At 66.8% G+C, this 25,441-nt stretch carries 15 protein-coding genes; 8 read left to right on the forward strand and 7 right to left on the reverse strand.

Annotated elements, in window-relative coordinates:
* The first annotated feature begins 35 nt into the window (after positions 1-35).
* From ACFY3L_RS29290 to ACFY3L_RS29300, 3 genes are read left to right on the forward strand one after another with little or no spacing between them, the layout of a single operon-like run.
* Positions 36-2,852, forward strand: a complete 2,817-nt coding sequence (locus ACFY3L_RS29290) for a Z1 domain-containing protein (protein ID WP_389330843.1) — start codon at positions 36-38, stop codon at positions 2,850-2,852.
* Between the two features lie 2 nt (positions 2,853-2,854).
* The gene (locus ACFY3L_RS29295) at positions 2,855-3,868 is read left to right on the forward strand and encodes a PD-(D/E)XK motif protein (protein WP_389330846.1); all 1,014 of its coding nucleotides are present in this window, start codon (positions 2,855-2,857) and stop codon (positions 3,866-3,868) included.
* Positions 3,865-5,871: an AIPR family protein gene (locus ACFY3L_RS29300; protein WP_389330849.1), complete on the forward strand. Its 2,007-nt coding sequence runs from the start codon at positions 3,865-3,867 to the stop codon at positions 5,869-5,871. Before ACFY3L_RS29295 ends, ACFY3L_RS29300 begins: the two co-directional genes overlap by 4 nt.
* Before the next feature lie 252 nt (positions 5,872-6,123).
* On the opposite strand, the gene ACFY3L_RS29305 is transcribed toward ACFY3L_RS29300, so the two are convergent.
* Positions 6,124-6,684, reverse strand: coding sequence for a hypothetical protein (locus ACFY3L_RS29305; protein ID WP_389330852.1), 561 nt, complete (start codon positions 6,682-6,684; stop codon positions 6,124-6,126).
* A 388-nt stretch (positions 6,685-7,072) separates the two neighbouring features.
* On the opposite strand from ACFY3L_RS29305, the gene ACFY3L_RS29310 reads away from it, so the two are divergent.
* Entirely contained in the window at positions 7,073-7,648 is a 576-nt protein-coding gene (locus tag ACFY3L_RS29310; RefSeq protein ID WP_389330855.1) for a very short patch repair endonuclease, read from the forward strand.
* 71 nt (positions 7,649-7,719) lie between these two features.
* A complete protein-coding gene (locus tag ACFY3L_RS29315; protein WP_389330858.1) occupies positions 7,720-9,027 on the forward strand; it encodes an ATP-binding protein in 1,308 nt (435 codons plus the stop codon).
* A gap of 4 nt (positions 9,028-9,031) precedes the next feature.
* Here the strand turns inward: ACFY3L_RS29315 and dcm are convergent, their stop codons facing one another.
* The 6 genes from dcm to ACFY3L_RS29345 all read right to left on the reverse strand — a co-directional run bounded on the left by dcm (position 9,032) and on the right by ACFY3L_RS29345 (position 21,357).
* Positions 9,032-11,002 (reverse strand): DNA (cytosine-5-)-methyltransferase, encoded by a 1,971-nt coding sequence (dcm, locus tag ACFY3L_RS29320; RefSeq protein ID WP_389330861.1) that lies wholly within the window; start codon positions 11,000-11,002, stop codon positions 9,032-9,034.
* Between the two features lie 237 nt (positions 11,003-11,239).
* Entirely contained in the window at positions 11,240-16,618 is a 5,379-nt protein-coding gene (locus ACFY3L_RS29325) for an AAA domain-containing protein (RefSeq protein WP_389330864.1), read from the reverse strand.
* A complete protein-coding gene (locus ACFY3L_RS29330) occupies positions 16,615-17,907 on the reverse strand; it encodes an AAA family ATPase (protein ID WP_389330867.1) in 1,293 nt (430 codons plus the stop codon). Before ACFY3L_RS29330 ends, ACFY3L_RS29325 begins: the two co-directional genes overlap by 4 nt.
* Positions 17,904-19,388: a hypothetical protein gene (locus tag ACFY3L_RS29335; RefSeq protein WP_389330870.1), complete on the reverse strand. Its 1,485-nt coding sequence runs from the start codon at positions 19,386-19,388 to the stop codon at positions 17,904-17,906. Before ACFY3L_RS29335 ends, ACFY3L_RS29330 begins: the two co-directional genes overlap by 4 nt.
* A complete protein-coding gene (locus ACFY3L_RS29340; RefSeq protein WP_389330873.1) occupies positions 19,385-20,512 on the reverse strand; it encodes a hypothetical protein in 1,128 nt (375 codons plus the stop codon). The genes ACFY3L_RS29335 and ACFY3L_RS29340 overlap by 4 nt, the downstream gene beginning before the upstream one ends.
* Before the next feature lie 41 nt (positions 20,513-20,553).
* Complete coding sequence (locus ACFY3L_RS29345) at positions 20,554-21,357, reverse strand: hypothetical protein (protein ID WP_389330876.1); 804 nt, start codon at positions 21,355-21,357, stop codon at positions 20,554-20,556.
* A 234-nt stretch (positions 21,358-21,591) separates the two neighbouring features.
* Between ACFY3L_RS29345 and ACFY3L_RS29350 the strand changes: the two genes are divergently transcribed.
* The 3 genes from ACFY3L_RS29350 to ACFY3L_RS29360 are packed head-to-tail and all read left to right on the forward strand — an operon-like array spanning position 21,592 to position 25,435.
* Positions 21,592-23,937 (forward strand): AAA family ATPase, encoded by a 2,346-nt coding sequence (locus ACFY3L_RS29350; RefSeq protein ID WP_389330879.1) that lies wholly within the window; start codon positions 21,592-21,594, stop codon positions 23,935-23,937.
* On the forward strand, positions 23,934-24,341 hold the full coding sequence (locus ACFY3L_RS29355; protein ID WP_389330882.1) for a hypothetical protein: 408 nt from the start codon (positions 23,934-23,936) through the stop codon (positions 24,339-24,341). Before ACFY3L_RS29350 ends, ACFY3L_RS29355 begins: the two co-directional genes overlap by 4 nt.
* Before the next feature lie 32 nt (positions 24,342-24,373).
* Positions 24,374-25,435, forward strand: coding sequence for an endonuclease domain-containing protein (locus ACFY3L_RS29360; RefSeq protein WP_389330885.1), 1,062 nt, complete (start codon positions 24,374-24,376; stop codon positions 25,433-25,435).
* The last annotated feature ends 6 nt before the right edge of the window (positions 25,436-25,441 follow it).

The following is a 25,441-nucleotide window of genomic DNA, read 5'->3' on the forward strand; positions in this document are numbered from 1 at the left end:
ACGCCGATACCTGGCAGACCGATGCGGGAGGATCCGTGACGACACCACCGGTGGAACCAGACGAGGCGATGCAACAGGCCATAAGGCTGGTTCTTGCAGCGCTCCCAACCGACCGTCAAGCCACAGCGGCCGAGGTCGACTCCAACGTGGACCTCGTCTGCGCGATGCAACAGGTTCGCGGCATCGCGGTCGACCGGGCAGTGCTGCGAAAGGAGATAGAGTCGCGGGTGGCCGTCTGGCAGGACGATTCGGTCGGCCTGTACGACGACGTTGACCATCTCGAGTGGCTTGCCGACGCCCGCGCCGAGCGATCGTGGGAGTTCTGGGAACGCTACCGCCGGTATCTGGAGGACGTCCGCACCCTGCCGCCGCAGGTGGTCCGCAGGCTGGATCAAAGTACGGACCGGATCCTGCGCCGGATCGAGGACCCGAAGCGGCCTGGCCGTTGGCGACGGACAGGGCTGGTGGTAGGGCAGGTCCAGTCCGGGAAGACCGGAAACTACATCGGCCTGGCGTGCAAAGCAGCCGACGCCGGCTACAAGCTGATTGTCATCCTGGCGGGCATCCACAACAGCCTGCGCAGTCAGACACAGCTGCGCGTAGATGAGGGCATGCTCGGCTTCGATACCCAGTATCAGCTCAGATCCGACGAGACGAGCCGGAACTCCCGCATCGGCGTCGGTGCCATGAGCGGCGCACGCCGGCTGAGGGTCGCCTCGCTGACCACCAGTGCCGAAACCGGAGATTTCCAACGCAAGGTCGCCCTCAATATCGGTCTGCCGATCGGCGACTATCCCGTGGTACTCGTGATCAAGAAGCATCGCAGCATCCTCGAGTATGTGCGGAGATGGGTTATTGAGGTTGAGGGCCAAGAGGACGCCGACGGTGGGCCGCCGAAGGTCCGGGACATCCCTCTGCTGGTGATCGATGACGAGGCAGACCATGCCTCCATCGACGTCAGCCGTGACGACGACAGCGAGCCGTCGGCCATCAACCGTGGGATCCGCAGCCTGCTGGCTGCGTTCGACAAGGCCGCGTACATCGGATACACCGCCACTCCGTTCGCCAACATCTATATCGACCCGGACGCGGAGCACGATAAATACGGCATCGACCTGTTTCCGAGCAGTTTCATCGAGAACCTTCCGGCTCCGTCGAACTACTTCGGCCCTGAGCTGGTATTCGGTCTGCGTGCCGACGATCCCGACGACACGTCGATTGACGCCCGTCCGGTATTCCGGGCCGTGGATGACGCCGTGGCGTGGATGCCGCTGAAGCACAAAAAGGAGTGGGTCCCGCCGGACAGCTTGCCGGGCTCGCTGCAGGAGGCCGTCGATGCCTTTGTCCTGACGTGCGCCGCGCGTCGGGCCCGCGGGCAGGTTCGCGAGCATAATTCGATGCTCGTCCATGTAACTCGCTTTACTGATGTGCAAAAAATCGTTCGGGACCAGGTCGAGGAGTACTTGTTACTGTTGCGCGACCGGCTACGTGACTCCCGCACCAGCCAGTCGCAACGGATCCTGGTGCGGCTCCAAGGGCTGTGGGACAGGGATTTCGTTGTAACCACGAATGCGTTCACGGTCGATGAGGCGCCTCGACTGTCCTGGGAGCAGGTGGCCGCTGAGTTGCCGGCCGCCATCCACCGTATCGAGGTCAACGCGATTAACGGTAGCTCCAGCGATGCGCTGAAGTATTACGAGAACCGCCGGACCGGTCTGAGTGTCATCGCCATCGGCGGTGATAAGCTCTCCCGTGGTCTGACTCTGGAAGGGCTCAGCGTCAGTTACTACCTGCGCACCTCTAACACCTACGACACCCTGCTGCAGATGGGCCGTTGGTTCGGGTTCCGCCCCCGCTACGAGGATCTCTGTCGGCTCTACACCACGACCGACCTGCGTAACGCCTATGTCGAAATCACCGCGGCCGACAATGAGCTGCGCCGAGACTTCGAGGAAATGTCGATCGTCGACCAGACGCCGGAGACGTTCGGCTTACGGGTGCGGTCGTCCTCCATAGGTTTAGCGGTCACAGCTGCCAACAAGATGCGCAGAGGCGAGAAGGTCCGGCTCAGCTACTCCGGGGAGATCCCCGAGACCACGGCGTTCAGCCTGCGAGAAAGTGCGGTCCGGCAGAATTTCGCCAACCTCGAACAGTTCGTCACCCGGCTCGACCAGTCCGCAATCGGCACAGAGGACGGCGGCAGCGTGGTCTGGACAGACGTGGATCCGGCAGACGTGATCGAGGGATTCCTCGATGGGTATGCACCCGAGCGCGGCTCCTACCGGGTCCGTTCGGTATTTCTCTCCGAGTACATCAAGCGGTGTGCGGCCAAAGGCGAACTGTCGCGGTGGACTGTGCGCTTGGTTGGAGTTTCCAATGCCACAACGCGCAAGATCGGCACCAGGGAGGTAGGCCTGGTGACCCGCAAGCCGAAGGACAAGGGCGACCTTACCGAGCGGTATGCGATCCGACGGGTCCTCAGCCCGGGCGATGAGTGCACCGACCTGACGGAAGACCAGAAGAAGGACGCCATGCCCGCGACGATCAAGGCGGCAGAGGCGGCTGCGAAGAAGAATCAGGCGAGAAGGAAGACGCCCTACGTCGAACCGACACTGCCCACCGGTCGGCCGCTCCGTGCGGCACGCAGGCCCGACCAGCCTCTCCTTCTGATCTATCCGCTGGATCATCCGAAGAACAGTCTGTGTCCCGACAAGTCGCCGATTGTCGGATTTGCCATCAGCTTCCCGGTGTCAAGTCACCCGACCGAGACCGAATACGTGGTGAACCCGGTCTGGCTCAGACGTGAACTTAACGACCTGTTCGACTCTGACGAGCCGGATCCGACGCCATGACAATGGTCGACACCGTCACGGAAGCGAAATGGTCGATGCTGGCGGCCAAGCCGCACAGCGGCGGAGTTGTTTCCATGCGTATCCACCCGCGGTCCGGTCAGGACATCTTCATCGCCGTCCGGTACCCGTCCGGTGAGCGGATGCTCGCCGTCAGGGTGCCGACGGCGGCTGCCGAAGTTGCCATCCGCAAGCTCGGCCAGCCTTCTCAGACTCGAGGCATCCGGGTGGAGCTCGCTACGGCAGGAGACGGACTGACCGACCTGCGGATCGTGCTCACCGCTTCCGACCGGCGCGACGTGTTCAACCCCTTGGCCACGGACGTCGCGTACGCTGCTGCTGCCGCACACGGACCCGAACAGGCACTGAGCGGAGCGATCCGTCGGTTTGAGCACTGGCGCGCCCTGCTTCGCTCGATCGCCGACACCGGCCTTGCGTCCGAGGCGCGGCTGGGCTTGTATGGCGAACTCGCCACGCTCCGCGACCATCTGCTGCCTGTAGTGCCGGAAACGGAAGCCGTCGAAGCATGGACTGGCCCCACAGGGACCAACCAGGACTTCCAACTCGGCAGCGTAGCCGTCGAGGTCAAGACCACTGCCGCGCATCGTCCCCAGCACCTGACCATCAACAACGAGCGCCAGCTCGACCCGACCGGTGTCGGCACGCTTCTGCTGGCCCATCTGTCTGTCGACGAACGCCGCGGCGGCTCGGGCGAGACCATCAACAGCGCGGTCGACGGAATCGCCAACGCCCTGCGCGGAACGACCGCGCTCCAGCATTTCCAGGATCTGTTGTTGCGTTCGGGCTATCTGTCGGAGGACCGTCACCTGTACGACGAGCCGCGGTACACCCGTCGTAGTCTGACGTTCTGGCATGTTGTCGATGACTTTCCACGGATCGTGGAATCGGACCTGCGGTCCGGAGTCGGTGACTGCCGGTACCAGATCGGAACCGCTGGACTCGAACGCTTCGCCGTCCCACCGGACGAATTGCCCGGGATATTGAAGGGGGAAAGGTGACACTCCCCGAGTTGAATACTTACGCGCAGGCATTGGTGGCGGAGGTTCTCGCGACCGCTGAAACGGAGAATCTCACCGCTCCTGAGGCGTTCACCCGACGTGTCCTGGACGACCTCGAGCAGGCCGGCGAGGTCGAGAACACGTTCCTGGCATACCACCGCGCCCATGGTGTGGAGGTCAGTGGATATGGTTCCAATGACTCTCTCGGAACACTTGACCTGTTTGTCACCGCGTTCAGCTTGCAGCCTAGCGAAGATAGGCTTCCCCGAACCCAGGCCGAGACTCTGCTGAAACGGCTGGCCACCTTTGCCAAACGGTGTGCCGACGGTCTTGCCCGTGATATCGACGAATCATCCGATGTGCACGATATGTGCACCGCGGTTGAGAAGGCTCTGGCCGAAGGACCACGGCTGCGGCTCTTTCTCCTGACCGACATGAACAGCTCCGTGCCGGCGCTTCCTCCGGCGGAGGTGGACGGTCTGGCGGTCACGTACGAGATCTGGGACCTGCAACGGCTGCACCGGCTGACGACTTCCGGAACCTTCAGCGAGCCGATCCACGTCGATTTCGACCCGCCCATACCGTGTGTGTCGACGCCGCCGGGCGACCGCGGCTACACGGTGATGCTTGCGATGGTCCCCGGCCAGGACCTGTCCGACCTCTACGGCCTCTGCGGAACCCGGCTGCTCGAACTCAACGTCCGTTCGTTCCTGCAGACCAAGGGCGGCGTCAACCGGGGGATCCGCGACACCCTGCTGAACAGCCCTGATGACTTCCTCGCCTACAACAATGGCATCACCGCGACCGCCTCCGAGGTCGACCTCGTGCAGCTGGCCAAGGGCGGCCGGGCCATCAGTCGTATCCGGGACCTGCAGATCGTCAACGGCGGCCAGACCACAGCGTCGCTGCACTACGCGCGCACCCGGGACAAGGCCGACCTCAGCCGGGTCTGGGTCCAGATGAAGCTCAACGTGGTCTCCCCCGACCGGGTGCATGAGATCGTGCCCCAGATCTCGCGGTACTCCAACACGCAGAACAAGGTCACCCTTGCCGACTTCAGCTCCAATCACCCGTTCCACATCGCCGTGGAGAAGGTGACCCGGTCGATCTGGGCACCGGCCGTGGACGGCAGCGGGCAGGAGACCCGCTGGTTCTACGAGCGTGCACGTGGCCAGTACACCGACGCGCTCGCGCTGGAACGCACGCCGACCAACCAGCGCAGGTTCAAGGCGCTGAACCCGCTGTCGCAGAAGTTCACCAAGGCTGACCTGGCAAAATACGTCCACGCCCACGGTCAGTTACCTCACTACGTCAGCCGCGGTGCGGAGAAGAACTTCCGCGAGTTCATGCTCAACATGGGTGAGACACCGCCTGCTGTCGACGTTGCCTACTGCCAGCGTCTGATCGCCAAGGCGATTCTGTTCAAGGCCGCTGACCGGGTGGTCGCCGCTCGGAACTTCGGCGGCTACAAGATCAACATCGTTGCCTACACCGTCGCGCGGCTCGTTGAGGCGAGTGGGCGGCGCATCGACCTCGATAGAATCTGGCGCGAACAGGGCCTCAGTCGTGCACTCACCGCGGCGATCGACGATCTGTGCGTTCCCGTCCGCGAAGTGGTCGTCCATCCCCTTCGCGGCACGCATGTGGGGGAATGGGCTAAACGGGTGGAGTGCTGGGAAGCCGTTCTCGACGTCGCCTGGGCGGTGCCTGACGACCTGGCCGAAGAACTCACCCGTGCGCCGGTCGAGGATATCGTCAGCATCTCCGATCAGCGCGACGAATCCGCGACGATCGCCGAGGTGGAGCAGATTCCCGCGGAGGACTGGCTCGCCGTCGCCAGATGGTCCAAGGAAACCCAGAACCTCGAGCCGTGGCAACGCCAACTCGCAGCCAGCATCGGCCGCTATATCAGCAGCGACACGGAAATCAGTGACAAGCAGGCCACACAAGCGCTTCAGCTGATGGTGGAAGCCGAGCAGCTCGGATTCCGCCGCTCTGAATAGCCGGTAACTCGAGACGGGCCACGATTGTTGTGGCTTAGTGTTGTGGACCTCGATTGGTTCTGCTGTTGACCGAGTATTGCGCCAATTGGAGTGGCCGGTTCGAGGGCTCTGGAATGCTTGGGTGGTGTGCAGAGCCCAAATCGACTGCCCGGCTGTTCTGGGTAATGGCGCAATTGTTGCGAAAACCAGAGGACCGTCAGCCGGTTCGGACGTGAGCCAACCGCCTTGGGCAAGGATCGGACGCTCCGACAGCTACGAGCGTTCCGTCGAGCCGTTAAGTATCTCGGTGGTCCGTATGAGCACTGCGTTCCACTGGCGGCTTTGCACGTTCATCTTAAGCTCGTCTGCTATGACTGTTGCCGCCGTTTCGATTAAGGCGGTAGTTAGGATTTTGCTCGACTCCTGCCCGATGCCCGACGCCAGCATCTCTGGTGTCGGTACGTTATGAATGGGCTCGGCGATGCCGGGCATGTTGATACTTTCGGGTTTGGTGTCGGTTGCGGTTCCGGTCTCTGGGGCCGACGTTGAGGGTCCAGCGACTCCTGCGTTAGCCGTGTCGGTCGGATCGTGGCAATCGGGGAGCTCCGGGAATGCCTTTTCGAGGATGGCTAGAAGCTCACGACAGCGGACCGCATCGAGTTGAATGCTCTGACTTGACTTGCGTTCGGCCTCTCGGTCGTCGCTACCAAAGGTGCTTAGATGGAGATAAGGCTGACCGGTATCGTCAAATATCGTTTTGTACTCACAGTCAACCTCCGTTGGATGGACCTTCACATTCTGGGTTGACGGACCGAATGAACGCACCCGTGCCATTGCGCCTCCTGTCGCCACGTGGCTCAATTTTCAAGTTCTGGTCAATGCATTGAGCGTGGAAATGATGTATCTGCATCCCGGGGATCGTGACCGGCGGCAAGCACGCTGGTACAGCTTATTAGGTTCAGGCCTCCTAACCTAGGGGTAGTTGGGCTTGGACGGGATCATCCGGAAAGCTGACAATGAGGACCGCAGGCGACTGTACGAGGACCAGTGGGTCATTAGCAGTCAACCCAACATCTGCCAAGGCGCTGACCGAACGACTCGGCGACTGCCTGATCGCAGATGGTGGCGGGCGCAAGGAACGTTGGGTGCCGCGTCGGTATCAATCACGTCGACGAGCCTCGTTGGGGTCGCGCCGTCGCCGTCGCCGCGGCTGCGCTGTTCGGTGCGGAGCATTGAGAAAGACCTTGGCTGTACGGTGGTTGACCGAAGGGACCTAACGCTGGAGGGCATAGTGATCCGACGGGACGGCCTAGAGCGCGGCGGGGACCTCTCGGCGGTTGAGGGCGTTGACGTCGGCAGGCCGGCGCGGCCCGTGGGCCGGAAGTCCGGACCGTTGAGTCCTCTCGTCTCTGCGCAGATGAGCCGGATGCCCAGAGCGCGTACCAATCCAGAGATGCGCCTGCGACGGGAGCTGCACCGCCGTGGGTTGCGGTACAGGGTGAACCATCCGGCTCTGCCGGGCCGGCCCGACATCGCGTTTACAAAAGTGCGTCTTGCGGTGTTCGTCGACGGCTGCTTCTGGCACATGTGTCCGCAGCACTCCACCATGCCGAAGAACAACGCTGAGTGGTGGGCTCAGAAGCTCCAAAGAAACGTGGCTAGAGACAGAGAGAAGGACGTGCAGCTGCAAGAGCTGGGCTGGAAGGTTCTGCATGCCTGGGAGCATGAGGATCCCAGGACTGTCGCCGATGCTGTCGAAGAACTTGTCAGTGAGTTGCGTATAGCTCACGACGGGTGACGCGTCAAACTTCATGATCATGGGGTAGTTGTGGCATCCTGGTCGTCACCGACGACGTAGGGAGGTCACGGGTGGCGGGCAGGGCGTGGTACGACGTTTCACCTTCGGCTGCACGGCTCACCGGCTCGCTAAGGGACATCGGTTACGACTTCACGACCGCTGTGGCCGACATCGTCGACAACAGCGTCGCTGCCGGCGCTACACGTGTCGAGGTGATGATCGAGTACGACGGTTCGAACTCCCGGGTGCTGATCGCCGACGACGGTTGTGGCATGTCGGCTCGGTCGCTGCTCGAGGCGTTGCGCTTCGGCACGCGGCGTTCGTACACCCAGGGGGAGCTTGGACGCTACGGGCTCGGCCTGAAGACAGCCTCGCTCTCACAATGCAGAGTCCTCACGGTCGTGAGCCGCAGCTCGAAGTCGGCGGTGCGCACCTATGCCCGGACGTTGGACCTCGATCTGATCGAGGAGTGGGATCAATGGGTAGTAACTGATCCCCAGCCCGGTGAGCTGGTGGATCGGGCCCGACGCTGGCTGGCGGAGGGGACCGGAACGATCGTGCTGTGGCAGGTTCTCGACAGGGTGCTGTCCGAGAAGCGGCCAGAGGGTGGTTGGGCGCGGCGCCGGCTCGAGTCGCTGGCGAAGCGGACTGCGGAACACCTCGCCATCGTGTTCCATCGGTTCCTGGAAGGGCTCCCCGAACGGCAGCAACTGATAATCACGGTCAACGGCCACAAGGTCGAGCCCTGGGACCCCTTCGCAACCGACGAACCAGCTACCGTCGAACTCGCACGCCAAGCATTCGAGATCGAGACCACGACGGGTAGCGGGCGCGTGCATCTGCGGCGCTTTGTGCTACCTGCCCGGGACCGGTTCAGCAGTCCTGCGGAATTTGAGCGGCTGTCTGGTCCGCTGAACTGGAATCGGCAGCAGGGCCTCTATGTGTACCGCGCAGACCGTCTGGTCCAGTGGGGTGGCTGGGGCGGCATCCGAGGAATTGACGAACACACCAAGTTGGCGAGAGCTGCACTGGAGTTCGACACAGATCTCGATGCCGCCTTCCAGATCAATGTGGCGAAGATGCGAGTGGCGTTGCCGCCGCAGCTTCGTCAACTGCTCGAGGCGCCGGTGAACGAGCTGTGCATACTTGCGGACGACACATACCGCAAGACGTCGCGTTCTACGAACCGTCCGCTGCCAGTGGATGTCAACACCCCGCCGGAGGAGCGTGCGGCAACACAGGCAGCCGTCAACGCCGGGCTTGCGCTACGGATGGCCGCGATGCAGGCAGGTCACTGGACCGAGTGGGAAGCAATCGAAAAGCTGCTACGCGAACAGGCGCCCGATGTCGCCGAACTGCTTGGCCTGGGACCCCAGTGACCTGCTAGAAGAGCCGTTGTTGGGTCTCCTCGTGAACGCCGGCGCACTTCTTCATCAGCGGGCACTCGTGGCACATCGGATCTACCGGACGGCACAACGTGTTCGCCAAATCGATGAGACCAAGATGGGCATGCCTTGCGTTCGTATCGGCGCCGACCATGCGGGCGACCTCCAGTCGGCCGTCAGTGAGACGGTTCCGCCGGTCGACGGGATGTCCGCTGAAGCGGGCCGCTACCCTGAGGACGCCCTTGGTAATCAGGATGGGCTCCTCGGACTCGTCCTCTCCGCCCGCGGGAACGACCAGGATTGACAGGTCGGCGATTGATTCGTTCAGACCTGCAACTTTGCGCAACGCATCGTCTTGTCGAAGGACAGCGGGATTGTCGGCGAGTGTTCGTGAGAGCTGAGCGACGATGTCCGCTCTGCTGGTGCGCCCGATGATGCTGCCCGTGCGGCGCAGGTTCTCCTCCACTGCCAAGGTGTCCTTCGGATGCTGCCATGTGCGGAGAACGTTCCAGACGTGCCTGGTGACATCGGGAGCGGCTCGATCAAGCAGAATTTCCGCCTGAATGACCTGCCAGCGTGTGCTCGAGCGGAGCCAAGGGATGCCGGGGACCGCAGCCTGGTCGTACCAGCTGGCGAGCATGTCGGCGACCTCGCGTGTATTGGTATGAGCGGGCGTTGGCTTCTGTAGGGAGGTGCGGATTGCGCCCGCCAACTGCTCGCCGAGCCTGGGTGGGACCGCATTGCCGATCTGCCGGAATGCCGCCGATGGCGGTCCAGCGAATCGGAAGGCGTCAGGGAACGTCTGCAGACGAGCGGCTTCCCTCACCGTGATCGTGCGGTTCTGCCTGGGATGTATGTACCAGTAGCCGTCCTTTGCGATATGCGCGGTGATGGTCCTCGACAGATCGTTCTCGTCCAAGCGCTTGTACTTGTCATCGAAGATGTCGTCGCGGTAGCGCTTCATCTCATCTGGGAGATCCGAGTATCGTGTCGAGGAGTCCATGAGTTCGAATGCGCGGAGGTCGTCCTCCCGTACAGGTCGGGTGATGTGATCGAAGACCTTGTTCGCGTCCTCAGGGGCGACACCATCACGCATCCGCTTCTGAAACTCGGTGTGCGGTCCGGCATAGTCGCTCCAGCCCTCCGCACCGCCGGCCGGACGCCAACCTCCCTCAACTTCGGGAAGATCGCTGATGGCGTTCCAGACGCTGACGAGGTCAGGCTGTGGTGCTGGCCAGTCGAATGCCGCACCGTCGCGCAGGGCTACGAGAATCAACCGCTGCCGGAACTGCGGCACGCCGTAGCGGAAGGTGTCGACTACCTTCTCTTCAACCGCGTAGCCGAGCGACTCGAGCTCATGCACCATCGTGCGGAGAATGAACATCTCCTTATCGAGCGCCATGTCCGGCACGTTCTCCATGAGAACAGCCGGTGGCCTGGCAATCTTCACGACTTCGAGGAAAGACCGCCAGAGGTCACGCCGCTCGTCATATGGATCTCGCAAGCCGTGGCGCACCTTGTGGCGGATCATGGAGCGTCCGGCCTTCGAAAACGGCTGACACGGTGGGCCGCCGGCAAGCAGTTCTACACCGGTGTTTTTGACGAGGTCGGCGACCTGTCTGATTCGGTCAGGATCTCCTAGATCCCAATTGACACTGAGACCGGCATGGTGGTGCCGATGGGTCTCGATCGCTTCCGGATAGTGGTCGACCGCTAGGACAACCCGGTAGCCGGCCTTCTCCAGGCCGAGGCTGAGGCCGCCTGCGCCACTGAAGAGATCGGCGGCGAGCCGGTCGCCACGCGCCCGTGCGGCCTCTGCGTAGCGCAGCAGGTCCTCGTCGTCGTCGCATGCATCGGGGTGTTGCGGCAACTGAACGAACGGACCGCGGACAAGGCGGACTCCGTAGGCACCCCGCCGGGCCGACGGGTCCCTGGGGCGTTCATCCGTGGCGTCGGCTATGTCGGTCACGTGCACGCACGTTACCGGTGCTGATCGCCATGCGCCCAACGCGACATCGACACGGGATCGTAGGATCGTCCGTACGGGCAAGGATTGTCGCAACCTGGCTCGGATGGCGTACCCGATTGGGCGGCACCGGTCGGGGTCCACACATACCGTTGTGTCAATACTGGACGGACGTTGGCGATGGTCGCACGAGTGGGGCGGCCGAACGACTGCCTTCCGTTCTGCTGAGCCTCAGCTGCGTCAGGTTGGGTTTGCAAGGCGGGAGCGGGCAATGTCCAGCTGGGGCTGGGTGAACAACGGAGCGAACTCTGGGCGCAGGGCCAAGGTTTCGACAGTTAGGTCGAGGCGGCCTCGCTCCCAGAGTTCCGTGAACCCGTCCGACACCGTCGGTGTGTTCAGCAGCTGGCGCGCTGTGGCTGGTCCGCCCTTGGCGGCCAGCATCGAGTGGAACGCTTTGGCGGTGTAGCCGGCCTCGTCGCGGGCTCGCTCGTACAGGCGGACCATTGCCCGATGGAAGCGCGTCTCGAGCGCTGAGAGGCTGGACAAGTCGGCGGGCGGCTCCGCTGGCGTTGATGGCGGCGGGGCAGTGGCGGTGTTGTTCGTAATCCGCAGAACGCGGGTCACGCTGAGGAAACGCAGCGCCGCGGGGCTGGCTGGTGGGAAGTACTGGACCAGGCCGACCACATTCGAGTGTGTGTCCAGGACTGGCGTGTCCTGGTGGTGCTTCGCGGCGACGAGAACGGCCTTTGCTTCCTGCTGCCGTACCCAGCAGACGAACTTGGCGCCGGTCGGATGGGCTCGTTCGATGACGACGTTCGAGCGGTACTTGCGCGCCTCCTCGGAAGCGCTCTGGTAGTACCGAGCCCAGCCGACGACCTTGCCTTCGTGGCGGATCGGGGTATCGGTTGTTCGCTGGTACGCCTGGATGGCTGCGAGTGCCTCGTGCGGTCGGATCCAGGCAACGCTGCGGTAGCCGACGGGAACCACGAGGTCGGCATCCTGCGTATCGGCGGGCGCGGGAGTCGACGTCCGGACGGCCGGCGACGCGGCGGCCCGAGGACGTGGCATCGGCGGCGCCGCAGTTGCGGTGGCGATAGCGTCGGCTCGATCCGGAGCAGGGGCCGTTGAGGGCTTAGACAGGGAAAGTGCCGGGGTTGGCGCTGGTTCGGGTGCGGTCTCCTGCACGGCGCCGTCCGGGCCGATCGTCACAGTCTTGCCGAGGGCGATGAGCCGTGCGATCTCCCGCTGTTGTTCGATGCTGAAGGGCAGGATCTCCTCAGGAGTCATTGGCGGGACGACCGACGGCTCCGGCTCCGGCGCCACCGCTTCAACGGCAGGTTCGGCGACCGGCGGCGGCACGTACAAGCCGATGCCCAACTCGTCGATGCGATGCCACACAGGCTCCATCGCGGCGGCAGGGTCTCGGCTGAACACGCTGCCGCGGATGCGGACGAAGACGCAGTTGCCGACGCGTTCCAACACTGTCTGCCGGCGAATGTCGCCTTCCCAGCGGTCCGGTCCGTGGTACGCGTCACCGTCGCATTCGATGGCGAGGCGGCGGCCGTCCGGGGCGAGGAGGACAAAGTCGATCCGGTAGCTGCCGATGCGGAACTGTGGAAGGGGGCGGTAGCCACGGAGTAAGAGATGCTTGAGCACTGCTCTTTCGAAGTCGCTGTCGCAGCGCTGCTCGAGGTTGTCGTATGCCTCTTCGGCGTTGGTGACGTTCTGGCAGTAGCGCAGCAGCTTGCCGCGAGCATCCTCCGGGTTGAGGTCCTCAGGCTGTACGGAGTGGAACACCCAGAGCTGGTCCCGGGCACGCGACGCCGCGACGTTGACCCTGCGGTGGTATTCGCGCTTCGTGAATGCCGAGATGGGGCCCTTGTGTGGAGACACGACGAGCGTTACCAGGACGACGTCGCGCTCGTCGCCCTGGAAGGTGTATGAATCGCCGACACGAAGACGGCGGCGGCTGATCTCTTCTTCGCCGACAAGGCTGCGGATCCGGTTGAGGATGTACAGCGCCTGGTCACTGGTGCTGAGCAGGCTGACGACACCGATGGTCTTCCCGCGGTAGGCAGGGTCGCCGATGATCGTGGTGACCTGCTCGACGAGGGCGTCGGCCTCGGCCACGTTGACGTCGCCGTACGAGCCGATCGCCTGCCGGATCCCTTCGGGCACGTACACGGTGCGGACCGGGTCGCCGATGCCTTGAGGACGGTCGGTGCGTAGCGGTTCGATGGCGTTGTCGTAGTACTCCCGGCTGGAGAATTCGATGATTGCCGGCACGCATCGGAAGTGTTCGGTGAGCCGGATGCGTTGTGGTGAGCGGCGGACCGCGTGGTCGTACAGGCTGCCTTCGGTGTCGAACTGCTCCGCTGACGGCACCTCGCCCGCCAGGTGGGCGTTGACCAGCCCGGTGACGTCGCCGACGAAGTTGAGCTGCGGGCCGATCTGCTGGTCGTCGCCGACGACCACGGCGCGTTCGGCGAGGGTCAGCACCGGCAGGGCGAAGAGATCGGCTTGTGATGCTTCGTCGACGATGACGACGTCGAACTTGGCGCCGCCAGTGAACTGCTCGATCGCCCGGTCCAGCGGCATGACCCAGACTGGCACCGCGTCGATGGCGTCGGTCATCGCCTGTTGTGCGTACGCCTGCCATTTCGCGGCGTTCTTACCGGTGCCTTTGCCGTACTTGCGGAGCGCGGTGGCCCAGTCGGCGAGTGCGGCCCGGCGCCGGTCGTCGAGCGCCCGCGACACCTCCAGCCAGGCACGCCGCACGACCAGGTCGTTGGTGAGGCGGCGAATACGGTCGCGGGTCTGCTCGACGCGCCTGCCGAGGCCGTCGGTGTCGACGCTACCGACGACGTTGTCGAACCATGTCTGGGCCTGCCGCCACTGCCAGCGCAGGACACAGTCGGCGCCGCTGCCGCTGAGGGCCGGCGCACTGCCGTCGTCGATGGCCGCGGCCCACGCAGGTGCGGCTTCCGCGATCGTGGTGTGGAGGCGTCGGTAGGTTTCGGCGTCCGGATACAGCGCGGCGAGTCGCCGAGCCTCGGCGAGGGTGTTGTCCCAGACGGTCAGGTTGGCCGACTGCCAGTCCAGGTCGAGCAACCGCCACAGCTCGCTGGCGTTGACCGTGGCCATGCCCTGCTGCAAGGCAGCCGAGACGGTCCGTGCCTGCTCGACCAGGCGGTCGTGCTCGAAGATGGCCTGGCATTGATCGAGCCGCGTGCAGATCGCGTCAAGGGCCTGGGCGTCGGCGTTCGATGCGGATCGGGGGAGCAGGACGCTGACCACCCGGTGCAGCGCCGGCCAGTGCTGCCAGTCCCATTCCAGCGAGTTGTTGGCATCAGCGATGAAACGCCCCGCCCAGAGCTCGGGCTCTGCTGGGCCGGTCGGCAGCTGGAAGCCGAGTCGTTGTGCCCATTCAGCCCAGCGAGAGCCGAGATCTTGCCGCAGCCGGATGCGGTTGACGAACGCGACGACGACGTCAACATCCTCCGTGCTGCGCAAAGGCTCACCGTCGACGCGGCAGTCGGCGGAGAGTTTCGCGAGACCGCTGGCGAAGAGCTTGCTGACGCCCTTGCCGCTGCTGTACCGCTGACGTAGCTCCGCCAGTTCAGTGAGCAGTGCTCTCGGCTGGCCCATCTTGATGGCCGCGACCTCGACGCGGTGCCCACCGATGGTTCGTGACATCGCGGAGATCTGGCCGAGCAACTGCTCCGTGGCGGTGACGTGATCCCGCCAGGTCACGTTCAAATGTGGGTCCGCAATGAGGCGCCCGAGCCGGCCCGTCCAGGAACCTTCGCGGCCGTGCAGATAGGTAACTGCTTCACGGAGCTTGCTCAGCAGCTCGGCGAGCCGGTGCTCGCCGAGCTGGCGGACGGCATGGACATCGACGGCGTTGCGAGCCAAGTCCTCGACCGCAGCGGCCGTCGCGCTGGTTCGGCTTCGCATGTGCTGGATGGTTGCCGCAGTTGGCAGATCGGCGACCAGCGGAAGATGCCGAAGTGCCTGCTGACGGTCTGTGCGCGAGATTCGGCGGGCCAGATCGAGCACGACACTGAACTCGTCGGCGGTCAGCGGCGTCTGGTCCCCGTCGTGCAGTTCGTCCGGGATGTCGCCATACCGATCCTCGCGGGCCAGCAGCCATGCTCCGACCTCAGCCGACGACAGCGCAACGTTGTCGATTTTGAATGTCGCGCTGTCGCTTTCCGCAATTGTCCGCAGATTGGCGAGCGCGTGACCCAAATCTGCTTCCGCCTTCTCCAGCTGGGCGGTGATCGAGTCGACGGTGCGTTGCTCCATGCCATGGTCGAGTGTTGCAGCGCGATCGGACAGCTCGCGGGCGGCGAGTTGGAGTTGGATGAGCTGATCCGTGGACCGGCCCAGGACGGCCAGGCACAAGGGCTGCACTTCGGCCGGCAGCCCATCGCGCAGCACCCGCAGCGGGTCTTCTTTCTGAGCAACCACGAGCACCCGCTTGCCGTGCGCGATGAGGTGACAGATCAGGTTGCGGATGGTGTGCGTCTTGCCGGTGCCCGGCGGTCCTTGGACGGCGACGTTGCGATGCTGCGCGAGGCGCCGCGCGATCGACTCTTGGGCTTCGTTGGTCGGCAGGGGCATGAGCAGCCGTTGCCCGACCTGACGCCACCGCTCGGGCTGGTCGCCTGGCATCCGCAGGTGGGTCGGCTCGTGAGCGAGGATCGCCGCGAGGGCACCGATTGAGGCCGTGTCACCGGCCTCGAGCCGACCGCGCAGCTCCTCCAGGAATTTGCGGATCATGCGTTGTTTCGGCCGGACGAACAGCACACTGGTGTCTTGGATGTTCGGCCCGTCCGGGGCGGGCGCGTGCGCCGCTCTGATCGCCGGCTCCATGCCGAGTCTGCGCATCGCCCGCTCGAAGAGCTCGATGCGCTCGTACTCTTCCCACACGTTGACCGCGACCTGACCGCCGTGCTGGCCGAGCTCGAGCAACTGACGCAGGTAGCGCTCGGGCAGGCCTGACAGCGCGTCGGTCTGCAGGCGGGCGCCGCCCTGCGGAGCGACCGTGATCAGGGAACGATCTGGGTCGTAATCCACCATCACCGGTGTGGTGACGAGCGGGTACCGCACCGTTTCGCCGTCGATGGTCATCGCCACGATGCCGTGACCCCAGACCAGTTCGTTCGTGGCTGAGTTCATGTCCAAGGTGTGCTTGAGCTCGAACAACCGGTCGTGGAGCAGCCGCACCTGCTTGACGATGCGAACCTCAGCGGCCCACGGACGCCATGCTTCGTCCCGCCACTGCCGGAACCGCGTCTGCACAGCAGCGTCGGTGCCACTGCGCAGTGCGGGTTCCCGGTCCGGTGACAGCGGCTCTTGCAGCAGCGGGGCGAACTCGCGCGGCACCGCGAGCGTTTTTGGCAGTGGAGGAAGAGCGACACGCAGCCAGGTCGCATCGTCGCCGGCGGCGCCGACCTCGCACGCCGGGTGGATCGGCAACTGGTGCTGCCAGAATGCGTCGGGCGTCGGTACTGTCCGGGAGGGCTTCTCCATTCGCGCGCGGACAGCCATGAGGTAGTCGGTGAGCGCGAGCGTGCGGTCGCGGATGGTCCCTGGTGCGTCGTCGTTGCTCATGCCGCGCTCACTCGGTGCTGCTCCAGATGCGACATGACGGCTTGGTTGGCTTCCCAGCCGTCGGGGAACTTGACGATTTCGTTGAGGTACATGCGGCCGGTGGAGGGGTGGGCGTCCAGCAGTTCGGAGATGCCGGACCTAGCGACCACGATGCAAGCGTGGCGGTGGCGGGAGGTCAGGACGCAGAGGCGGCCGGACTCGAGGTGGAAGGCGGTGGCGTCGCGGCGGCCGGAGAGTGGGTGCCAGACCACGGTCACGTCGTACTCACGTCCTTGCAGGCGGTTGGCGGTGTCCACGGTGATGCCAGAGTCTGGCGGTAGGAACTGACGGACCGCTGCGGCCTGGTCCCGGTGGGCGGTGCCGATGGCGATCCGGCCCGCTGTGACCTGAGCGCCATCCAACGACTTCTCCGACACGGCGACCGCGCCCCGTTCGAGCAGCCGCACGGCCGTGTCGGCGCAGGCCCGGGCGACCTCCTCGTCGGTACGCATGCTGTGGCGGGCCGGCAATTGGTGCAGTGCCCAGCCGGTGGAAGCTGCCATCGCAAGGGTCGAGTCCAGCGGAGACGACCCGAACGCGCGCGTGGCGAAAGTCAGCGAGCGGTCAGCCGGCCCGGTGCCCGAGGTGAAGCCTGTGAACGGGTAGAAGGCCTCGGAGACGACCGGGGCGGCGGTTGAGGGCAGGCGCCACGAGACGGGCAGTCGGTGGACGTTGATGTCGTTGTGGCGCAGGAGTACGGCCACGGCGCTGAGTTGGGGGTCCCAGGACAGGCCGGCCCAGCGTTCGGTCTCCACCGTTGAGAACGGGTCGAGTTGGCCGGGGTCGCCGACGAACAGGGTGCGGTCGAAGCGGCCCGCGATGCGGAGCAGGGCGTCGGAGCGCATCTGGTACGCCTCGTCGATGATTGCCCAGGGCCAGGAGCCCGACGTTAGGGTGGCCCACTTCGCGGCCGTTCCCACGACGACCTGGCAGCCGCCCAGGCCGGCGATGGCGTTGTCGACGGTGACGTTGCGGTGTGCGCCGATCCGGGCCGTTGCCACGTAGTTCTGCGCGGACAGGCGGCCGATCTGCACGGATGGTGCGGCGGTGGCGAGGTTGGCGATCAGGTCGTCGACCTGCTCGTTCGTCTGCGCGACGATCGCTAGGGGCTCGCCGGACTCGGCGATGTGCCGGGCCGCCCGGACGACGAGCGTCGACTTGCCGGCGCCCGGTGGGGAGTCGACCACGACGCCGGGGCCGGGGCCGAACTGCAGGTCCTCGATGACCGAGGGGAACACGTCTGTGGTCACGACCAGTCCTCCACGGCATCTTCCTCGGTCGGTGCCGGTGGCGCCGGCGGGCCGCCGTGCGTCCACGGGGTCTCGTCGACGTCCGGCCACTGACCGGACGGCTGGAAAGCGTCCGACACCGTGCTGTAGGTGACCACTTCGTCGAGGGCCGGGATGCTCCCCGGCGGTGCGGTCAGCGACCGGCCCATCCCGCCGCTGAGCTCCAGCTCCACGTCCAGGAACCCGTCGTCAAGCCGCGTCAGGGCGAGGATCTGGCCGGTCTGCGCTGGGCGGGCCGGCGACGAGACCTCTCGACCGACGTGAAGACGGAGCGGGTCGCGAGTACGGATGGTGATGTGCGGGCGGAGCTTGCGGCGCGGGCCGCTGGCGTCAACCCGGTCTGGCAAAGCGGCCACGACCGTACCGGTGAAGGCCTCGCCGGCGAGACGGAACTCGGCCATCACGAGCGGGTCGTCCAGGGCACGCTGCGCGTCATACGACGCCTGCGCGCGTTCCAGCCGGCTGAGCCGACGAGCTGCGGCGACCGCGCTGTCGCGTCGGGCCTGCGGCAGGGGGTTCTCGCCGTTGAGGTAGTTGACGTAGTTCGTGTACGCGTCGCGGTCGTCGGCCCACCGCTCCACGACGTGCTCTCCGGGAGTGAGACCCGCGAGAAGGTCAGCGGAGCGCCACATGAGGTCCCACGTCGGCGCCAACTGGCTGCGCAGGTTGTTCTCCAGCAGCGCGAGGGCGCGGGGATTGCCGTCGGAACGCGCGTAGCGCTCGATGGCGGGCGCCAGCCGCTCGGCGTCGAAGGTCGGATCGGTGGTCGGGCCGGCCGGCGGGAACAGCAGCGGGTCCTCTGCCGCAAGCGCGGCCTCGAACGGCGATTGCCCGACAGGTGGATCGATCCACGCCAGCAGCGCCGCCAGGTTCGCGTCCTCGACGGTGCTCTGGCCAGTTGCCCAGTGCGCCCCAAGCGCCGAGGTCATCGGCACCAGCAGCGACGAACCCGGGTACTCGGCCCGCTCGGCGAAGAACGTCAGCCACCGTCCGAGCAGCGGCACGACGGGCGCGACCGCGTACTCGCCGTACGTGCGCCGCAGCCGCGTCGAGCGACCGAAGAGCCGCATGAAGCCGACGCCGCCGGGATTCGGCACGAGGATCTGCGGCGCATCGCTGGAGCGGAACCGGGAAACCTTCCCCGACACCTCCTCTTGATGCCGGGCGAAGCTGTCCACGTAGGACAGCAGCAGCCGGCCGAGCGTGGCGGCGAAGGCGAACCGCTGGTCCCGGTTGCGCGGCTGCGGCACGACGAGCAGGTGCGGCGAGGTCCGGTCGTCGCCGAGCATCGCGGCGAGCGGCGCGTTCGCCTCGCCGGCGAGCGTCAGCGGGATGAAGACCAGCGGCCGGTCGCTGATGTGCGTGTGCCGGACCGTGGTGATCCGCTGCGCCGTCTCCTGCTGGACCGCGAGCGCCCTGGCGAGCGAGGTCAGCGACGTCATGCCGGGAGCCCGAAGCACTCGTTGCGCAGGCGCATCGCCGCCTGCAGCACCCCTGCCGCCTCGACCTGCTCCGGCGACGGCGTGAGCCTGCCGCTGGCCAGGCCGAGCGCCATGTGGATCGAGTCGACGCTGCCGAGCTCCTCGCTGACCGAGCGGCCGAGTGCGTACGTGGTGCCGCGTGCCTCGTTGCGGCAGAAGTAGGACAGCTCGCACATGGAGAGGCAGTCGGGGGAGTACCGCGCCGGGATGTGCTCCAGCGCGTCGCAGAGCTCGCCGACCGGCCGGGTGGGCTTGCCGTCGCGGTCGGGCGCCAGGTCGAACGTCAGCCCCGGGTCCAGCGGCTCCAGCAGCGAGTCGATGCGGGTCATCCGGGCGAGCTGGCGGTTGAGCACGGTGAGCTGGCGCCGCACGTCGATGAGGGTCGCGACCGCGTGGTTGGAGAAGTTCTCGGGGCAGACCAGCACCACCCGGTCCGAGACCGCCGTCGGGTCGTGGCCGAGCTCGGCGAGCAGGCGGCGCAGCGCCACGACGTACACCGCGGACTGCACCGCAGCGGCAGCCACCTTGCCGCCGTCGGCCTGGCCGTCGATGACGGCGAACGACTTGATCTCGATGACGTGGAAGGTGCCCTTGTACTGGAACGCGATGAGGTCGGGCTCCAGGAACACCTGACGGCCGCCGACGGGCAGGCGCAGCAGCGGGTGGTCGAAGAGCGTGCCGCCGTCCTCGAGGCCTGCGGCCGCGGCGCCGAGCACCTGGCGGGCGACGGTGTGCCGGACCTCCTGGCTGGTGTTGCCGGCCACCTCCTCGAGGTCCTGGTAGGCGACCTCGGGGATCGACAAGGAGAGCACCTCGCGCAGCATCCGCAGCAGTTCCGCGCAGCCGTTCGCCTTCACCTGCGCCTCGAACGACTGGGTCCGCGTGATGGCGAACGGGGACTGCCCGTACGGCGGCGGAAAACCGACGCGAGCGGCGACGGCGCGCTTGTCGACGCCGGCGGAGTCCATCACCGCGCGGCGCGCGCAGGCGGGGTTGGTGGTGAGCGCGGCGATGGTGCGCGCGTTGTGCGGAGTCGGCGGCAGGGGTCCGCGGAGCTGATCGAGTCGCAGTTCGGTGCTGTTCACTGACGTCTTCCTTCGCGGGGGAAGCGGCGGCTGGGAACGGCTTAGGAATCGGTGCCGGTGCGCACACTCCTGAGATGGCTGCCGAAGAGCCGGTCGGCATCGTCGAGCTGGGTCCTGGCCCGGGCGGCGGCCGCTTCGCGGTGCGACCTGTCGACCGGCTGGTGCGTATGCAGTTCCGCGCGTGCGGCGCGGATGACGGTGTCCGGTTTGGCGTTGCCGATGCCGTCCGCGGCGCCGGGGATGTTCTCGGCGAAGAGCCACAGCAGGCGGGCCGCGCCGCGGTCGATCGTCGGGAGCCGGTCGAGGTGCTCGGCGATGCTGACGGCCGCGGTGAGGAAGTCGACCCGTGGGCTGAGCGCGCCGATGATGCGGCGGTCGAGCTGCCACGTGGAGATGGCCAGCAGTCCCCGGACCGGCGCGAGCCGGTCGGCCGTGAGCGCGGCGCACAGGTAGTACGGCCGGGCGAACGGCGCCGAGCGGAACGAACGCTCCTCGTCGCGGCGGAGGCTGGTGAGCTTGGCGCTGTTGATGTCGCCGCCGAAGCAGGCGTTGTACACCTGGGCGATCAGCTTCGGCGCGGCCGGCACGGCGAGCAGCGTGAGGGCGCCGTGGACCTGCTCGCGCAGCGGCAGGATCGAGGCGCCGTCGCGGTGCACCGGTGTTTCTGGTGCTTCGGCGGGCTCCGGCGCCAGGGTCTCGAGCGCTTCGTCCCATGCGTCCTCCAGTGCTCGGAGCTCGGCCTTCAGAGCGTTGGCTCGGGGCCGGTCACCGGCGGACATCGCCTGACGGACAGCGGCGCGCAGCGACTCGATCCGCTGCTCAAGCTCCTCAACGCTGTCAGGCACGTCCGCGAGCCTACGTGCTCCAGTAAATTCCAGCAATACCCACTTCGGTCAGCAATCTTGTACCGGTCGGCTCACCCATAGTAGCGAATGCGGTTGATCGATAGATCGCCTGAACAGGCGGTATGCGACGCGTGGTGCCGAAGAGTACTTGTGATCTTCCAGTAAGTTCCAGTAACTTCCAGTAATAGCTCAGTGCTCGTGCGTCCGTGCACCTCCCACCGAACCGGAGCTGTGATGACCACCGAAACCCCGCTGCTCGAGCTCATCTTCGACCGCCTCGCGACCGACCAGGTCGACGCGCGCACCGCTGAACTCGTCCTCGCCGCCCTCGGTGCCGACGGCGACCTCGAGGCCACGCTCGGCGGTACCAATGCCACCTTGGCCATCGATCCGGCACCTCCGGAATCGGCCGGTCATCTCTTCCTTTCCGCCGTCACGGTGGCCGGGTTCCGCGGGGTCGGGCCCGCCAGAACGCTCTCGATCCGGCCGGGACCGGGCCTCACGCTGGTCGTCGGCCGCAACGGGTCCGGCAAGTCGAGCTTCGCCGAAGCGATCGAGCTGCTGCTCACCGGCGACAGCGCCCGCTGGGCGGACCGCTCCAGCGTGTGGCGCACCGGCTGGCGCAACCTGCACCAGCCGGACCCCTGCAGCATCGAGGCGGAGCTCCGCGTCGACGGCGACACCACACTGATGCGACTGCGCCGCGACTGGGCGCCCGGCGCGGCGCTGATCGAAGCCACCGGCAGCGACCTCGCCGACCTGCGCCGGCCGATGGAGCTCTACCGGCCGTTCCTCACCGCCGCCGAGGTCGGGCGGCTCGTCACCGGCACCCCGTCCGCGCTCTTCGACGCCATCGACGCGATCCTCGGCCTCGACGCGCTCAACGCCGCGGACCAGCGGCTCCACGCCGCCATCAAGCCTCTGGACGCGGCGGCGAAGCAGGTCCGAACCGACCGGACCCGGCTGAAGGAAGCCCTCGCCGGCATCGACGACGACCGTGCCCGCCGTGCCGCCGCCGCGCTGGCGGATCCCGAAGCGGTGGCGGCGATCCTTGAAGAGCCGCTGTCGGGGGAGCTGATCGACCACCACCGGCAGTGGGCCACGCTCTCCCTGCCGGACCTCGCCGACGTCGCCACGCTGGCCGAGGAGCTCCGCGAGCTCTCCGCCCAGGCCCGCACCGCCGGCGATACCACCGCGACGGTCCGCCTCGCCGAGCTGCTCCGTCTCGCGGTCGACCACCACGACGCGGCGGGCGCCGGCTCCTGCCCGGTCTGCCACGTCGGCACCCTCGACGAGACCTGGCGCGCCTCCGCCGCCGCGACGCTCGACGAGCTGCGCGACACCGCCCTCGGCGCCCAGCGCGCCACGACCCGCCGCAACGACCTCGTCCGCCGGGCGCGCGCCGTCACCGCGGTGTCGCTGCCACCCGACCCTTCGATCGCCGCGGCGGTCGCCACCCTGCGCGCCGCGCCCTCGGCCGGCGAGGACCTTGCCGTCCACCTCCTCACGCACTATCCGGCGCTGGTTGCCGCCGCGGATGTCGTACGAGCTGCTGCCGCCGCCTGGCTGGAGGAGCGCGACACCGGCTGGCAGCAGATCCTGCCCGACCTCCGCCGCTGGGTCGCCGCCGCGCGGGAGGTCCCGCAGCAGGCGGGCGTGCTCGCTTCCCTGAAGGCCGCGCGGAGCTGGCTCAAGGACGCCGCGATCGAGTTGCGCAACCAGCGGCTGGCGCCGTTCGCCGCGCACGCCCAGCAGATCTGGGAGGAGCTCCGCCAGGAGAGCAACGTGCAGCTCGGCACCATGAGCCTCGCCGGCACCGCCACCCGCCGCCGCATCGAGTTCCCGATCAGCGTCGACGGCGCCGACAGCGGTGCGGCGCTCGGCGTCATGAGCCAGGGCGAGATGCAGGCGCTGGGCCTGGCCATGTTCCTGCCCCGGGCCTGCGCCGCGGAGAGCCCGTTCCGGTTCGTGGTCATCGACGACCCCGTCCAGAGCATGGATCCCTCCAAAGTGGACGGTCTCGCTCGTGTACTGGCGACGATCGCCACCGACCGGCAGGTCATCGTGTTCACGCACGACCCGCGCCTGCCGGAAGCGGTGCGCCGCCTGGAGATCGACGCCGTGACGCTGCAGGTGCTGCGCGGTGAGCGGTCCGTCGTGTCAGTCGAACCGGCCTCCGACCCGGCGCTGCGCTACCTCGATGACGCCCGCGCCCTGGCCTGCTCGGCCGAGGTCGACGCCGACGTCCGGACCCCGGTCGTGGCGGAGCTGTGCCGGTCCGCCCTGGAGTACGCCTGCCAGCGGGTCGTCTGGCGGGTCCGGACCGCTCGGGGCGAACGCCACGCCTCGATCGAGGAGACCCTGCAGCACGCCCACAAGACGACCACCCTGTTCGCCCTGGCCCTGTTCGACGACCCGGACCGTGGCGGCGACGTCCTGCGCCACCTGCGGAACGCGTACGGCGGCTGGGCCGTCAACGCCTACGACCTGAGCCGCAAGGCCGTGCACGGCAACCACCCCGTCCCGGACCTGCCCGGCTTCGTCCGCGACACCCGCCGCCTCGCCGAGGCCCTCCGATGACCCCGGCCCGGTGCCTGTCCGCCGCCGACGGCCTGCTCCGTCGCGGCCCGTCAGGCGCGTGGTGGCCCAAGGCGTGCGCGTGCCTCATCCGGCTGGCGCTGGAGCTCGCCATCGAGCAGTACTGGCAGGCGACCAGCCCGGCGGTCGCCGCCTGCGGCGCCCAGCGGACCCGCCTGCTGATGCTGCGCCGGCGCTCGGGGCGGGACCTGGCCCGCCGGGCCGCGTTCGCCTGGGCGACCCTGTCGCAGGCCACCCACCACCACTGCTACGACACCGCCCCGACCGCCGGCGAACTCCGCCGACTGCACATAGAAGTCAGCCTCCTGGTGGCCGGACTGACCGCTACGGCCAGCGCACGTGAGCCTGTCGTCCCTCGGCAGGCTCAGGTGAAGAGCCCCCTGTAATCGATCAGCTTCTTACCGTAAGGTTGGCGACCATGACGACCGGTGACCGGTGGTGGGCCGAACCACCACCTGGTCAGGCCAGCTTTCTGGCCGACGTCGATCCCGCGCAGCTGAGCATTGCCATCGATCCCTTGCCCGCCGGGGCGCCCGCCGTTGTGCGGTTCCGCCCGGCGCCGGCCCGGCACGTCGGGCAGTACGTCACCGCGTTCCTCGACGCGCTGGACCGCGCCGCCCTCGACCTGTTCCCGCGGTGGCTCGCCGGCGCCGAGCACCTCGACGGCACCTCCGGGCTGACCGTTGCGGCCGTCCGATCGCTCGCCAGCCGGATGGCCGCCCGGTCAACGCACTTCGGCCCGTTCCTGGCCGCCACCGCCGAACGCGCCCTGCGTCACCACAGCGGCGACAGCGCTGACGACAAGCACCGGTTCCCGGCGGAACTCAGGGCGCGTGGTCTGTGCAGCATCCTTGCCGACGCCTATCAGCGGCCCTCCGTGGCGGTCTTGGCCGATGTACCGGCTGAGCTCGATCCCGACGGCGAGCGGGCGCTGATCGCCGCCGCAGTGTGGCTCGCGGAGCAGGGTCGCTTCACCGTATGGCTTGCAGGCCATGCCCCGCAGGTGGCGGAGCGCATCCCGGTCGTCAAGCTCACGCTGCCCGACTACTTGCGACGCCTCACCGCCGACGTTGCGCCGGCCATTGATCTGCCGGCTCCGCCGGTACTGACGTATCCGCCGCTGGCCGGGATGCCGCGCGCCGACAGCGCCGCTGAGCAGGCGCTGGAGCGTGCCCTCGCACCGCACGAGTGGGCCCGCGGCCGCCGGTGGAACCAGGTGCTCGAGTGGCATCTGCTCGGCAAGGAGTACCGGCTGGACCTGTACTGGCCCGACGACGGGCTCGTTGTCGAGGTCGACGGCGACGACCACCGCGAACGCTGGAAGTTCGCCGACGACCGGCACCGAGACGCACGACTGCAGCTGCTCGGCCACGACGTCCTGCGCTTCACCAACGACCAGGTGCTGACCGACCCCCACGCGGCAGCACTCACGATCCGCGACCTGCTTGCCCTCCGGCGCTCACCCCTCTCCGCGAAATGAGGACGC

It is taken from the genome of Dactylosporangium sp. NPDC000521 (assembly GCF_042898305.1).
In the GTDB taxonomy this organism is placed as follows: Bacteria; Actinomycetota; Actinomycetes; order Mycobacteriales; family Micromonosporaceae; genus Dactylosporangium.